This is a genomic window from Thermoanaerobacter ethanolicus JW 200, from assembly GCF_003722315.1.
GTDB classification, from domain to species: Bacteria; Bacillota; Thermoanaerobacteria; order Thermoanaerobacterales; family Thermoanaerobacteraceae; genus Thermoanaerobacter; species Thermoanaerobacter ethanolicus.
Map to the genome: position 1 here is coordinate 128,089 of NZ_CP033580.1, position 12,809 is coordinate 140,897.

The 12,809-nt window shown below is 33.6% G+C and carries 15 protein-coding genes and 1 pseudogene; 4 read left to right on the forward strand and 12 right to left on the reverse strand.

The genetic code is table 11. The features are described from left to right. Nucleotides 1-17: 17 nt before the first annotated feature. Complete coding sequence (argC, locus tag EB239_RS00765) at nucleotides 18-1,052, reverse strand: N-acetyl-gamma-glutamyl-phosphate reductase (RefSeq protein ID WP_003869687.1); 1,035 nt, start codon at nucleotides 1,050-1,052, stop codon at nucleotides 18-20. 361 nt (nucleotides 1,053-1,413) lie between these two features. On the opposite strand from argC, the gene EB239_RS00770 reads away from it, so the two are divergent. The 3 genes from EB239_RS00770 to gltA all read left to right on the forward strand — a co-directional run bounded on the left by EB239_RS00770 (nucleotide 1,414) and on the right by gltA (nucleotide 4,932). Then, a complete protein-coding gene (locus tag EB239_RS00770; RefSeq protein ID WP_003869686.1) occupies nucleotides 1,414-2,472 on the forward strand; it encodes an NADP-dependent isopropanol dehydrogenase in 1,059 nt (352 codons plus the stop codon). Nucleotides 2,473-2,666: 194 nt separating this feature from the next. Next, nucleotides 2,667-3,545 carry a sulfide/dihydroorotate dehydrogenase-like FAD/NAD-binding protein gene (locus EB239_RS00775; protein WP_003869685.1) on the forward strand — a complete coding sequence of 293 codons (879 nt, stop codon included), beginning with the start codon at nucleotides 2,667-2,669 and terminating at the stop codon, nucleotides 3,543-3,545. Further along, nucleotides 3,532-4,932, forward strand: coding sequence for an NADPH-dependent glutamate synthase (gene gltA / locus EB239_RS00780; protein WP_003869684.1), 1,401 nt, complete (start codon nucleotides 3,532-3,534; stop codon nucleotides 4,930-4,932). The genes EB239_RS00775 and gltA overlap by 14 nt, the downstream gene beginning before the upstream one ends. A 315-nt stretch (nucleotides 4,933-5,247) precedes the next feature. Here gltA and EB239_RS00785 read toward each other — a convergent pair. The 7 genes and pseudogenes from EB239_RS00785 to sigY all read right to left on the reverse strand — a co-directional run. Then, nucleotides 5,248-6,093, reverse strand: a pseudogene (locus EB239_RS00785) (helix-hairpin-helix domain-containing protein); the annotation flags it as partial. 163 nt (nucleotides 6,094-6,256) lie between these two features. Further along, on the reverse strand, nucleotides 6,257-7,012 hold the full coding sequence (locus EB239_RS00790) for an ABC transporter permease (RefSeq protein WP_003869682.1): 756 nt from the start codon (nucleotides 7,010-7,012) through the stop codon (nucleotides 6,257-6,259). Then, nucleotides 6,999-7,925 (reverse strand): ABC transporter ATP-binding protein, encoded by a 927-nt coding sequence (locus EB239_RS00795; RefSeq protein WP_003869681.1) that lies wholly within the window; start codon nucleotides 7,923-7,925, stop codon nucleotides 6,999-7,001. Before EB239_RS00795 ends, EB239_RS00790 begins: the two co-directional genes overlap by 14 nt. A 1-nt stretch (nucleotide 7,926) precedes the next feature. Further along, complete coding sequence (locus EB239_RS00800; RefSeq protein ID WP_003868125.1) at nucleotides 7,927-8,133, reverse strand: PLDc N-terminal domain-containing protein; 207 nt, start codon at nucleotides 8,131-8,133, stop codon at nucleotides 7,927-7,929. A gap of 19 nt (nucleotides 8,134-8,152) precedes the next feature. Next, a complete protein-coding gene (locus EB239_RS00805; RefSeq protein WP_003868124.1) occupies nucleotides 8,153-8,485 on the reverse strand; it encodes a zinc ribbon domain-containing protein in 333 nt (110 codons plus the stop codon). Nucleotides 8,486-8,489: 4 nt separating this feature from the next. Further along, complete coding sequence (locus EB239_RS00810; RefSeq protein WP_003869680.1) at nucleotides 8,490-8,900, reverse strand: zf-HC2 domain-containing protein; 411 nt, start codon at nucleotides 8,898-8,900, stop codon at nucleotides 8,490-8,492. Further along, entirely contained in the window at nucleotides 8,897-9,427 is a 531-nt protein-coding gene (gene sigY / locus EB239_RS00815; protein WP_003869679.1) for an RNA polymerase sigma factor SigY, read from the reverse strand. The genes EB239_RS00810 and sigY overlap by 4 nt, the downstream gene beginning before the upstream one ends. Before the next feature lie 175 nt (nucleotides 9,428-9,602). Here sigY and EB239_RS00820 point away from each other — a divergent pair, with 175 nt between their 5' ends. Continuing rightward, complete coding sequence (locus EB239_RS00820) at nucleotides 9,603-10,181, forward strand: YdcF family protein (RefSeq protein ID WP_003869678.1); 579 nt, start codon at nucleotides 9,603-9,605, stop codon at nucleotides 10,179-10,181. 162 nt (nucleotides 10,182-10,343) lie between these two features. On the opposite strand, the gene EB239_RS00825 is transcribed toward EB239_RS00820, so the two are convergent. The 4 genes from EB239_RS00825 to EB239_RS00840 all read right to left on the reverse strand — a co-directional run bounded on the left by EB239_RS00825 (nucleotide 10,344) and on the right by EB239_RS00840 (nucleotide 12,515). Beyond that, nucleotides 10,344-10,748 (reverse strand): hypothetical protein, encoded by a 405-nt coding sequence (locus tag EB239_RS00825; protein ID WP_003869677.1) that lies wholly within the window; start codon nucleotides 10,746-10,748, stop codon nucleotides 10,344-10,346. 16 nt (nucleotides 10,749-10,764) lie between these two features. Continuing rightward, on the reverse strand, nucleotides 10,765-11,229 hold the full coding sequence (locus tag EB239_RS00830; RefSeq protein WP_003869676.1) for a type II toxin-antitoxin system HicB family antitoxin: 465 nt from the start codon (nucleotides 11,227-11,229) through the stop codon (nucleotides 10,765-10,767). A gap of 2 nt (nucleotides 11,230-11,231) precedes the next feature. Beyond that, nucleotides 11,232-11,498, reverse strand: coding sequence for a type II toxin-antitoxin system HicA family toxin (locus tag EB239_RS00835; protein WP_003869675.1), 267 nt, complete (start codon nucleotides 11,496-11,498; stop codon nucleotides 11,232-11,234). A gap of 387 nt (nucleotides 11,499-11,885) precedes the next feature. Further along, nucleotides 11,886-12,515 (reverse strand): hypothetical protein, encoded by a 630-nt coding sequence (locus tag EB239_RS00840; RefSeq protein WP_003869674.1) that lies wholly within the window; start codon nucleotides 12,513-12,515, stop codon nucleotides 11,886-11,888. Nucleotides 12,516-12,809: the final 294 nt, after the last annotated feature.

Here is a 12,809-nt window from a genome sequence, read left to right on the forward strand (position 1 = left end):
TTTGTTTGTGTTTTTATCTACGGATATATTGGAACTATATCAAGTCCAGTATTTTCATCTATTCCAAACATAATATTCATATTTTGCACTGCCTGGCCTGACGCCCCTTTAACGAGATTATCAATTGCAGACATCACTATTAAAGTATTAGTATGTTTATCAACTTCAAACCCTATGTGACAAAAATTCGACCCATAAACATTTTTTGTTGCAGGGTAATCGCCAGGTTGTAACACTTTTACAAAATACTCATTTTTATAAAAATCGGTGTAAATATTATAAACAGTGTTTACATCCATATCTTTTTTTAGTTTGCAGTACATAGTACTTAAAATTCCTCTTGTCATTGGCGTAAGGTGGGGAGTAAACACAACAGACACTTTTTCACCAAAAACTTTTGAAAGCTCTTGCTCCATCTCTGGGATATGTCTATGCTTTGCAACATTATACGCTTTTATGTTTTCATTGCATTCTGCATACATATTGTTATGGGAGGGATTGTGACCTGCCCCTGATACGCCTGACTTTGAATCAACAATTACATTCCCCTCTATTATGCCATTTTTCAAAAGAGGCATAAGCCCTAATATAACGCTTGTAGGATAACATCCAGGATTTCCTACAACTTGAGCCTCTTTTATAGTATCTCTGTAAACTTCCGGAAGACCATATACCCTTTTAATACCTTCATAATTTTCATAATCTCCACCATACCATTCTTTATAGACAGAGTAATCGTCAAATCTAAAGTCAGCTCCTAAGTCAATCACCTTTACTCCTTTTTTTACAGCTTCTCTGGCGATTTTTGAAGCATGACCTGAAGGCAAAGCCGTAAATATGACATCGCATTCTGACATTGCCTTTTCTAGGCTTAACTCTTCCAACTCTTTGTCGCAAAAACCAATGAGGGATGAATAAACATCCGAAATTGCTTTGGTATTATAACTTTGAGAAGAAAGATATTTTATCTCTACTTTTTCATGCTTTGAGAGAATTCTTATAAGTTCGACTCCTGTATAACCCGTTGCCCCAAATATTCCTACTCTCACCATTTAAAGTGCCTCCCTCTTTTACATCCCCTGTCATTTATTAATATATATACGCTTTGATTTATATTTATGCATAAAGTGTTAAAAAAATATTTTTTAATGCATAAATACAATATTTAATTTATAATTATACAACTTTTATTTTACATTATACCACCATAAAAAATTTTTTCAAGAGTTTTTCATAAAAAATTTCGTTAAATTATTTCGCAAAAATAAAAAATAATGATTGACAAATTCCTAACGATGTGTTATATTATAAATTGTATACTGTATACAATTATAAAATAAATTATTAATAATTAACGGGTTAGCTAGTATTCACATTAATAACTTTCCCAGTATTTCAGGAGGTGTCTTAATAATGAAAGGTTTTGCAATGCTCAGTATCGGTAAAGTCGGTTGGATTGAAAAAGAAAAGCCTACTCCCGGCCCTTTTGACGCTATCGTAAGACCTCTAGCTGTGGCCCCTTGCACTTCGGACGTTCATACCGTTTTTGAAGGTGCTATTGGCGAAAGACATAACATGATACTCGGTCACGAAGCTGTAGGTGAAGTAGTTGAAGTAGGTAGTGAGGTAAAAGATTTTAAACCTGGTGATCGCGTTGTTGTACCAGCTATTACCCCTGATTGGCGAACCTCTGAAGTACAAAGAGGATATCACCAACACTCTGGTGGAATGCTGGCAGGCTGGAAATTTTCGAATATAAAAGATGGTGTTTTTGGTGAATTTTTTCATGTGAACGATGCTGATATGAATTTAGCACATCTGCCTAAGGAAATTCCATTGGAAGCTGCAGTTATGATTCCCGATATGATGACTACTGGCTTTCACGGAGCCGAACTGGCAGAAATAGAATTAGGTGCAACGGTAGCGGTTTTGGGTATTGGTCCAGTAGGTCTTATGGCAGTCGCTGGTGCCAAATTGCGGGGTGCTGGAAGAATTATTGCAGTAGGCAGTAGACCTGTTTGTGTAGATGCTGCAAAATACTATGGAGCTACTGATATTGTAAACTATAAAAATGGTCCTATCGAAAGCCAGATTATGGATTTAACGGAAGGCAAAGGTGTTGATGCTGCCATCATCGCTGGAGGAAATGCTGACATTATGGCTACAGCAGTTAAGATTGTTAAACCAGGCGGCACCATCGCTAATGTAAATTATTTTGGCGAAGGAGATGTTCTGCCTGTTCCTCGTCTTGAATGGGGTTGCGGCATGGCTCATAAAGCTATAAAAGGCGGTTTATGCCCTGGTGGACGTCTAAGAATGGAAAGACTGATTGACCTTGTTTTTTATAAGCGTGTCGATCCTTCCAAACTCGTCACTCATGTTTTTCAAGGATTTGATAATATTGAAAAAGCTCTAATGCTGATGAAAGATAAACCAAAAGACCTAATCAAACCTGTTGTGATATTAACATAAAAATGGGGACTTAAACCCCCATTTTTATGTTGATAAAGCTAAATACAACGGTTTTTTTTTGTGACACATCGGCCTTTTGTTAAAAAATAACAATAAATAGTTATTTTCGTAACATTTTTATTGTCATTAATACTAATAATATCTTCGAAAGTGATAAAATATTGCTGAAATCTTAATAGAAGAGGAGGATTATCATGTTCAAAATTTTAGAAAAAAGAGAATTGGCACCTTCCATCAAGTTGTTTGTAATAGAGGCACCACTAGTGGCTAAAAAAGCAAGGCCAGGCCAATTCGTTATACTAAGGATAAAAGAAGGAGGAGAGCGGATTCCCCTTACTATTGCGGACTACGATGCCCAGAATGGCACTGTTACAATAGTATTCCAAGAGGTAGGTAAAACCACCCGTGAGCTGGGGACTTTGGAAGCGGGAGACTATATAGAGGACTTTGTTGGCCCATTAGGAGTTCCAGTGGAGTTTCCTAATCACAAGAAAGTTTTAGGAATAGGCGGAGGCCTTGGTATTGCTCCACTTTATCCTAAACTCAAAATGCTTCATCAGCAGGGGGTAGAAGTAGTTTCTATTATAGGTGCTAGGACAGCTGAATTGCTAATCTTGGAAGAAGAGATAAAAGCTGTAAGTGACAGGATGTATATCTGCACCGACGATGGCTCAAAAGGCCGCCATGGGTTTGTCACAGTAGTACTTAAAGAGCTTTTAGAACAAGGTGAAAAATTTGATGAGATTATTATCATAGGTCCCCCGATTTTGATGAAAATAGGAAGCGAAATTACCAAGCCCTATGGCATACCCACTATGGTGAGCCTTAATCCCATAATGGTAGACGGCACAGGCATGTGCGGTGGGTGTCGTGTCACCGTAGACGGAGAAATCAAATTTGCTTGCGTTGATGGTCCGGCTTTCGACGGCCATAAAGTAGATTTCGATGAACTAATAAAAAGATTGGCCACTTATAAGGAGGAAGAAAAAATTTCCCTCGAAAGATTTAATGAAGCTCATGAATGCAAATTAATCAACAAAATAGAAGGAGCTGATAAAGATGCCGTTAAATAGAAGCAAAAAGAAAACACCCATGCCTACCCAAAAGCCTGAAGTCCGCAGGCGTAATTTTAACGAAGTAGCTTTGGGCTATTCGGAAGAAGAGGCAGTTAGTGAAGCCCAGAGGTGCCTTCAGTGTAAAAAACCAGGATGTGTTGAAGGGTGCCCCGTTCAGGTACAAATTCCCCAGTTTATAAAACGTATTGCAGAAAGAGATTTTGAAGGAGCTATAAAGATTATAAAAGAAACCAACAGCTTGCCCGCCATATGTGGCAGAGTCTGTCCACAAGAAGCACAATGCGAGAAAAACTGTGTTTTGGGCAAAGTAGGTGAACCTGTGGCCATAGGTCGCCTAGAACGGTTCGCAGCAGACTGGGAGAGAACAAAAGGTATCCGTCCCCCGGTAATTCCTAAAAAGCTTGGTAAAAAAGTGGCCATCATCGGTTCCGGGCCCGCCGGTCTCACCTGTGCAGGAGATTTGGCTAAACTCGGCTATGATGTAACGATCTTTGAAGCTCTTCACAAACCCGGCGGCGTACTGGTATACGGTATTCCTGAATTCAGGCTACCGAAAATTATAGTGGAACAAGAAGTAAAGTTTATACAACAGCTGGGCGTAGAAATTAAAACCAACATGGTTATGGGCAAAGTTCTGACGATAGACGACCTTTTTGAAATGGGGTATGAGGCTGTCTTTATCAGCACCGGAGCTGGCCTCCCGAAATTTATGGGCATACCTGGTGAAAACTACCTTGGCGTGTATTCAGCCAACGAGTTTCTAACCAGAATAAACCTGATGAAAGCCTATTCTTTTCCCAACACTGACACCCCCATAAAGGTAGGCAAAAAAGTAGCAGTAATAGGGGGTGGCAATGTAGCTATGGATGCAGCCAGGTCTGCTCTAAGAATGGGAGCTGACGAAGTTCATATTGTGTATCGCCGTTCTGAAGAAGAAATGCCCGCAAGAAAAGAAGAATTCGAGAACGCTAAAGAGGAAAGTATTATATTTGATTTCCTCACAAATCCAGTGAGAATAATAGGTAACGAAAATGGTTGGGTCAAAGGTATTGAGTGTATCCGCATGGAACTTGGAGAACCTGACGCTTCGGGTCGTCGTCGTCCAGTTCCTATAACGGGTTCTGAATTTATTATGGATGTTGATACGGTAGTAATCGCCATAGGTACTGGCCCTAATCCCCTCCTCACAAAGACCACTGAAGGCTTAGAACTTACAAAACACGGTTATATCGCTGTCGATGAAGAGGGAAGAACTTCCAGAGAAGGGGTATGGGCTGGAGGCGATATTGTAACGGGTTCAGCTACTGTAATTTTGGCCATGGGTGCCGGAAAAAAAGCAGCTCGCTCCATCCATGAATACTTACAAAACAAAAAATGGCGGTAAACATCTTTCGGTAAACTAAAGAGACGATAGCAAGTCGGTGCTGTGGAAGGACATACATCCAGCTATCGTCTCTTTTATTTATGAATTTATCGTTTTGCCTGCTCATTTATTTCCTGTTCAGCAATCGTTTTTAAAATTTTGTTGCTTGCATCTATTAATAAAAACTACCTTCTATTTTGCATCTTTCAAAAGCAAAAAGCCGCCTTTAGGCTAACTCATTATTCCTTTACTACCCATTGATTTATTCATCTCACTTCAATTGGAATAATTTGTAGATTTCATGAACTTCATAAGTGTTTATTACATCTTTTGCCTACCGTATTCGTTCATTTTGATACCCATTTGCTTCGCCCTATGCCTCATTGCAGTATTGTGCTCTTTGCTGCCTGTAAAGTGGTGAAGTGCATAAGGGAATTCTTTTTCCGTTACAACTCTTAAATCTGCATTTATACCTGACTTTAAAATGACACTGGTTTTTGTATCTCCTTTTGCTATAACTTCCTTTACCCCTGGATAATTTACAAAGGCTTCCATAACTTTTGAGGAATCTGATGCCGCAGCCAAAATATCAATATCTTTTACTATCTCTTTTTTCCTTCGTAAACTACCTGCAATTTTCGTCACTAATGCAGTTTTAGTCATATCTAAATATTCCTTTAATTTAAGCGCTTCTGTGTAAGCTTCTGGATATAAATGCTGACCGCTGAATTGCTTTACAAACTGTATCCCTTCCAAAATTTTCTTTTGAGTTTTTTCCCCAAAACCCGCAAGATCTATCAATCTATTTTCTATACAAGCATATTCCAACTCTCTAATTGTGGTAATATTTAATTTTTCGTATATAGTCTTTATCTTTTTTGGACCAAGACCGGGAATTTTAAGCATTTCAACAAGCCCTTCAGGAATAGAGGCTTTTAAATCCTCATAATATTTCATTTTACCTGTTAAAACTAGCTCCGTAATCTTTTTATTAATTGCCTCCCCTATCCCTTTTATGTCTTTTAATCTATCCTCTTTAACAAGGATTTCTATATCTTCATCTAATAATTCTATTGTCCTCGCAGCATTATAATAAGCTCTCGACTTAAAAGGATTTTCCCCTTTAAGCTCCAGCAATAACCCTATATCGTTTAAAATATTCGCAATCTCCTTTTTATCCATTTTATACTTCCCTTTAGCACACAAAATCTTTAGTACATTATACCACAGAAAAAATAAAAAAGAGAGGATTAAATATAGCCTCTCTTTATAAAAGACAAGGGGACGGTTCTTTTGTCTTATTTCAATATGAAACAAAAAAACCGTCTCCTTGTTCGGGAAAAAGTTATATTATTTCAATTTTGTTCATTATTTTCATTGTAAATATGGACAATATTATGCAATATAGTATTGCCGATATAATTGTAGTTAAAATATTTTCTGTACTAAAGGAATTCGCAAGTGAAATTAAGTTGTAGGGAATAAATTTAGCTATTTTATCAATATTTACTAATATTGATGAGACTATATGAAGTATTAATACTAATAATGCAGCTATTATACCTTTTTTCAAAATGCTACTCAAAAATATAAGCAATGTTATTATGAAAATATAATAAATTGACATTAAGATAGATGATATTAATATTTTATTGAAAGCTATGACGTTGTTATGGAAAAGTGTTGTTGCGTAATAGTAATTAATAGCAAATCCAGTTATTATGAAAATTGACAAAGTAACGGAATAATGAAGTATTTTTGATATGACAATAGCTGAAAGGTTAGCACCTTTAGAATAAGGGAATACTAATTTTTGTGAAGACACTTCTTCTCTTAGGGTTCCCATGAGTGTTAAAAGCACTATCAGTAATGATATTTGATTTAAATCCTTTATATAATTTTGTACTGCAGATTTCATATCAATTTGTATTAAAGAAGCTAAATCACCATTTATTTCATTTTTAAGCATTTCTGGAAGCAATTTAAGGATTATAGGATCAAGTATAGCAAATAGAACAATGCCAATTAGAAGTATTAGATATTTGTAATGCCTCCACGATTCTATTATTTCCTTTTTCAGATATGCTTTAAAGGTGTTCATTTTGCTTCACCATCCTTATAAATATGTCCTCTAGAGTATTTTCTCTTCTTTGCAGTGATATAACAGGTATACTAAGTTTTGATATTTCATTGAGGATATTCTTTTTTGCTGCTTCAATGTCATTTACGTAAATACTTATAATATCATTCTCTATTTTAATATCATCAATCCATTTTACATTATTAAGTTTTTCTTCAGCATTGGTAGGTAAATTTTCAAAGACAATATCATACACAGGCTGAATATATTTTTGCTTTAATTCTTTTAATCTTCCTGAAAAGATAATTTTACCTTTATCAAGTATGCCAACATAGTCGCAAACTCTCTCAGCATCACTTAATATATGGGTAGATAAGAATATGGTTTTTCCATTTTTCTTCATTTCCAAGATTTGATTAAGTATATCATATCTGCTTTCTGGATCTAAGGCAGATGTAGGTTCATCTAAAAAAATTATTTCAGGGTTATCTAAAAGAGCCACCGCCAGTCCTAATTTTTGCTTCATTCCTCTTGAATAACCTTGTATTTTTTTGTTGGCGGCTTCTTTTAATTTAACTGTATTAAGGAGTTCTTCCACTTCTGTTCTAACTTTTTGATGAGGAATACCTCTTATTTTACTTATAAAATACAGGTATTCGCTACCAGTCATGTAGTTATAAAAAGTAGGATTTTCAGGAAGGTATCCTATTTCGTTAATTAGTTTCCTATTATTTCTATTTAACATTTTACCATTGATATATATTTCTCCCTCATCATAATCAATAAGCCCTGTTAAAATATTCATTGTGGTAGTTTTGCCAGCACCATTTCGCCCTAATAAGCCGTAAATATTTCCTTTTTCAACTTCAAAACTTATCCCTTTTAAAACTTCATATTTACCGTATTTTTTTGTTAGATTAAAAGCTTTTATCATGTTATTCTCTCTCCCTGCCTATAGTTAAAAATATCAAGCAACCTAATATTTCTCCAAAGATTATAATTAAAAACCATGCCCATTTTGGAAGATATTTAACTTTGTCTTTTGAAAGTCTGTAAATTGAAAATACAGTAAGTCCTAACTGGATTATAGCTAAAGGAAGAAGTAGTTTTATTAATTCAGGATTGCTTAATTTATCAATCATTAATTTAGACCTCCTCAGATTATTTTAATTTTGTTGAACATTCAGGACAGTATTTCCAATCATCTTTTATTTCAGCTCCACATTTTGGACATGTTTTCTTTAAAGAAGTACCACAATAAGGACAGAATTTGTAATCATTTCTTACTGTTTTCCCACAATTAGGACATTTAAGATATCCATACCTTGTTACAAAAAGGTATATGATTAAAGAGGTAGGTATATTTAGGAGTCCAAAAATCCCCCATGCCCAGTAGTATTTTTCACCACGTTTTTTTGCATCCATAAAAATCCATAAAGCTTGAAGAAATAATAGGGGTATTACAATTATTAAAATTAATGTGTTTTTGGACATTTTATCATCTCCTTGAAGTCTTTAATTTGTAAAAGGGTATTAAGATTAATGGCAGATTGAAATAAAGGAAAATTTGCGTGTATAGGAGCAACCTAACATCCAAATTTGCCATAAATAATACTGATGATATTAAGAAAATTATTGATGTGGTTATAAAAATAAGCAATTCAAGTCTATCTTTTCGTTTATTTCTTATTTGCTCTGCCTTTTCTATAATTTCTGCGATATTTACTTGCAAGTCTGACATATCAATATCTAAGGTATCCATGTAATTTAATGTTAGTTTTAAATTTTTTTTGAATGTATAACAGTCACTGCAATTTTCAATATGTGAAATTACTTCTGTATTGTCACTAAGTTCATTGTAGTGAATATCAATTATTTTGTCTTGTATTTTTTTACATTCTCTTTTCACAATATACCCCTTCTTCCCATTTCTGACATTATTTCTTTTATAGCATTGTGTAAACGTGACCGTACTGTGCCAACAGGGCAGTCCATTATTTTCGCAATTTCTTGGTATTTATATCCATAATAGTGTTTTAAAATGAATACTGCTCTTTTCTCATAAGGCAGTTTCATTAAAATATTCATTAGTTCGCTGTATTGAATATTTGTCATAGCGGTCTCTTCTACATCTTCTTCAGTATTTGAAAATATTTCTTCTACAAGTTCAATATTTTTGTGTTTTCTTAAATAATCTTTAAATGTATTAGTTGCGATTTTTAAAAGCCATGTTGAGAACTTGACTTCAGGAGTAAAATTTTTAATATTTAAAATAGCTTTGAGCATTGTTTCCTGTACTATATCCTGGGCAAGCATCGGATTACCTGTCATTTTAATGCAATATCCTAATAAAGTATTATAGTTTTGGGAGAGTAACTCATTTAGAGCATATTTATTACCATTTTTTGCTTTATATATTAGTTCTTTCTCTTCCATCACCTGCCCACCCTTCTACAAATTAAACGCGTGACTAAGTAAAAAGTTCATAATTTTATTTTATCAAAAACTGGTTATTTATAAGTGTATTGTGAAGAATTGTTTTAGTAATAGGATATATGTTGTATAATGATATAAAGGGTTTTATTATAATAATTTTCTGGAGGAAAGTTTAATGAAATTATTATTGAGGTTTATAGGGATTTTAATAGTAATTTTTGTTACAGTGGTAATAACATTAGAATATCAGATAATTTCTTTTGCACTTTATGAAAAACCAAAAAAATCTGATGTGATAATAGTTTTAGGCTGTGCAGTATATGGAAAGACGCCAAGTCCTTTTTTCAAAGAAAGGCTTGATGAGGCTTTGAGACTTTATAAAGAAGGGTATGGTAAGTATATAATAGTATCTGGAGGGAAAGGTCCTGGAGAGAATATTTCGGAAGCTGAGGCAGGGAAAGAATATCTTTTAAAAAATGGCATACCTGAAAAGATTATTTTAACTGATGATAAATCTTTTTCTACATATGAGAATTTACTTTTTTCCAAGGAAATTATGGATAAAAATTCATTAAAAACAGCAATAATTATTTCAAATAAATTTCATTTAAAAAGGGCAAGTGTAATAGCAAAGCGTATTGATATAAATGCGAGTTTTTCAGGAGTTTTTATAAAAAGATATATGTTAAGTGATGAAGCTTATGGTTTTTTACGTGAAATACCTGCACTTTTATATACATATTTAAAGGAATGAGGAATATGGTTGTCTCTTATTGCAAATACTATGCAAGCAAAATTAACCGCAATAGCGGCGTAAAAACAGGGCTTTTTCATCAATTTCGGACGGTTCTTTTGTCTGCAGACAAAAGAACCGTCCCCTTGTCTGTTGTCTATTGTCTACTTGTCTATAACATTTTTATTCTTTCAACTCGACTATTGGAGGGAAAATATATGGCTTACCAAACATTTTATCAGTAATAAAACTAACAATAAAGCTCATTTCACTAGCCATAAAATTCAAAAGGTCTGAAATATTTTCTTTAATTTTGTCTTCTGTAATTACTTCACTAAAATGAAAAGTACCAATCAATTCGATCTTAATATTAAATATCTTTTGTGGATCAAATCCTATTTCTGCACTCAACTTGATTTCAGCTTCATTGTTGTTAATACCTATAATTTCATAATCAAATTTTTCTTTTAATTTTACGCCTTTTCCATCTGATATCATAGTATATGGCAGACTTTCAGCTATAATTCTATTAAGTTTAATGTTGCTTTTTTCTATCTTTTTAATAATATTTGTTCTCTTTTTAGGCATGATACCACCTTCATTATTAATTTACCAATTCTACATTATCTACCTTTTTCCATTTTCCTATTAACGACTCAATTATTATGTCATTAAATGCTGGTCTATAATCACTGCTTATATCTTTTTTTGCTCTTTTATAACCAATGGCAAATGAGAGTAGATTTTGAATTAAATTATTTAAACTTACCCCTTCCTCTTCAGCCATTTCTGAAAGTGTTTTGTGCATGCTCTTAGGAATTCTTAAAAGAAGTTTACCACTATGTTCGCTTTCTTCCCTATACTCTTCTTCTGGAGGAATTTTCTTTCCCTTTTCTTTGGCTGTTTTAATCCAACATTTTATTGCATCCTGAACATTTTTTAATGCGTCTTCTGGGGTTTCTCCATCACTTATACAACCATGCAATCTTGGTACAATAGCCAAATAACCACCTCCATCTTCTTCAGAAAGCTTAACAATTTCAACTCTGTAGTTTAACTCATTTGGCATTATTATTCCTCCTCATCTTCAAATTTAACATCAAGCAATTCAATAAGCTTCAAAGCCTTTTTTACATAAACCGCCTTAATGTGAGGCCTTCCTTTTGGAATAGTTAATATGTCTTCTAGGTCAGCATGAGAATAAGTTATATGACTTGAACCACTTCCTGGCTCTCGAGCTTCAAATCCAAAATATTTTAAAATTTTATCTATTTCTTCGAATCTAACATTTTTAGGATTTTCTTTTATTTTTTTATACAGTTTTTTAATCTGGCTCATGAAAATCCTCCGTAATATTAAATATAGCCATAATAAATTGCTTTATTCATTTAGTACTATATATGATATCATTTTTTATGTATCAATTCAATAACCTTAAACACTTTTGGTAATATAAAGTTTTTGTAGCAGATATAGTTTTAGATAAACTTACCATTGAAAAATTTTAACATCATTTTCCTAATGGTTAAGAGTTTCATTACCGAACGGTAAGCATCTAATATTTCCCCTTTTTTAATTTTATTGATAAGCTTTTGTTAAGTAGCATTGTCTATTCCTAATAGTGGCCAATATTTTTTTGCAAATTCCTCTGAGGGCTTTCTTTTATTAAAAAAGCCCTCACTTGTTCTATATACCACAATAGAATAGGGAGTAAAGTCATATTTTTTAATACAAACTATAACGATACCCCAAATCAATATTTTTTCTTATAAATTCATAGTTTTTTTTCAAAAAAAGCGAATTTATATCTCTATATACCCTATTTTTAACAATAGTAACTGTGCCACCCGTTTCTATTTCTGTAGTAGGAAAATTCCCCGTTGTAGAAATAGTAACTACATGCTGATTTTCTATATACCAACCACTTCGCGACATTATATCCCAATACTTACCTACTACTTTGCCAATTTCTTTATTCCCATTTTCTTCTTGGGTTTCAAAAATTGTATACAATCGCAGAATTCCAAAATCATTTTCTTTTTCACGATATACTATATATTGGCTCCTACCATTATCCAAAGATTTGATTTCTTCACCATAGGCATCTAATAGCTTTCCTGTTTTTTTATCTATAACTTCAATTCTATCATCACCTATTTTTAACATCTTCACTTGAGAAAAGTCGTAAGATAAGCCTATATACCCGCCATTCAATTTCACTCTTCCAAATATGTCTGGAGTTACAACTATTTTTTCTCTACTAGATTTTTCGGATAATGAAAATTTTGCAAAAAGGATCATAGCCGAAGCTAAAATGGCAACCAAGACCAATAAAAATATTACTCTTTTTTTCATCTAATTCCCCCTTTGATTAGATCCTTTAAAAGAAGGCAAATACTCAGTAAATTACAGGTATCTATTAGCTCTTATAATTCCACTGGTAGTTATAATGATTTTGTATCCCATGGCACCATTTTACTTTAATTCTATTATTATGTCAAATTACTTCCTTAATTTAATTTCCATCTCAGTAGGATATTCTCTTGTTTTCACAAATTTGTAAAAAAGCCCAGACAGTGCTTTCTGTCCAGGCTTTTTAAATTTCAGACAAAGGGAACCGTCCCCTTTGTCTGACTTGGCTAATCTATT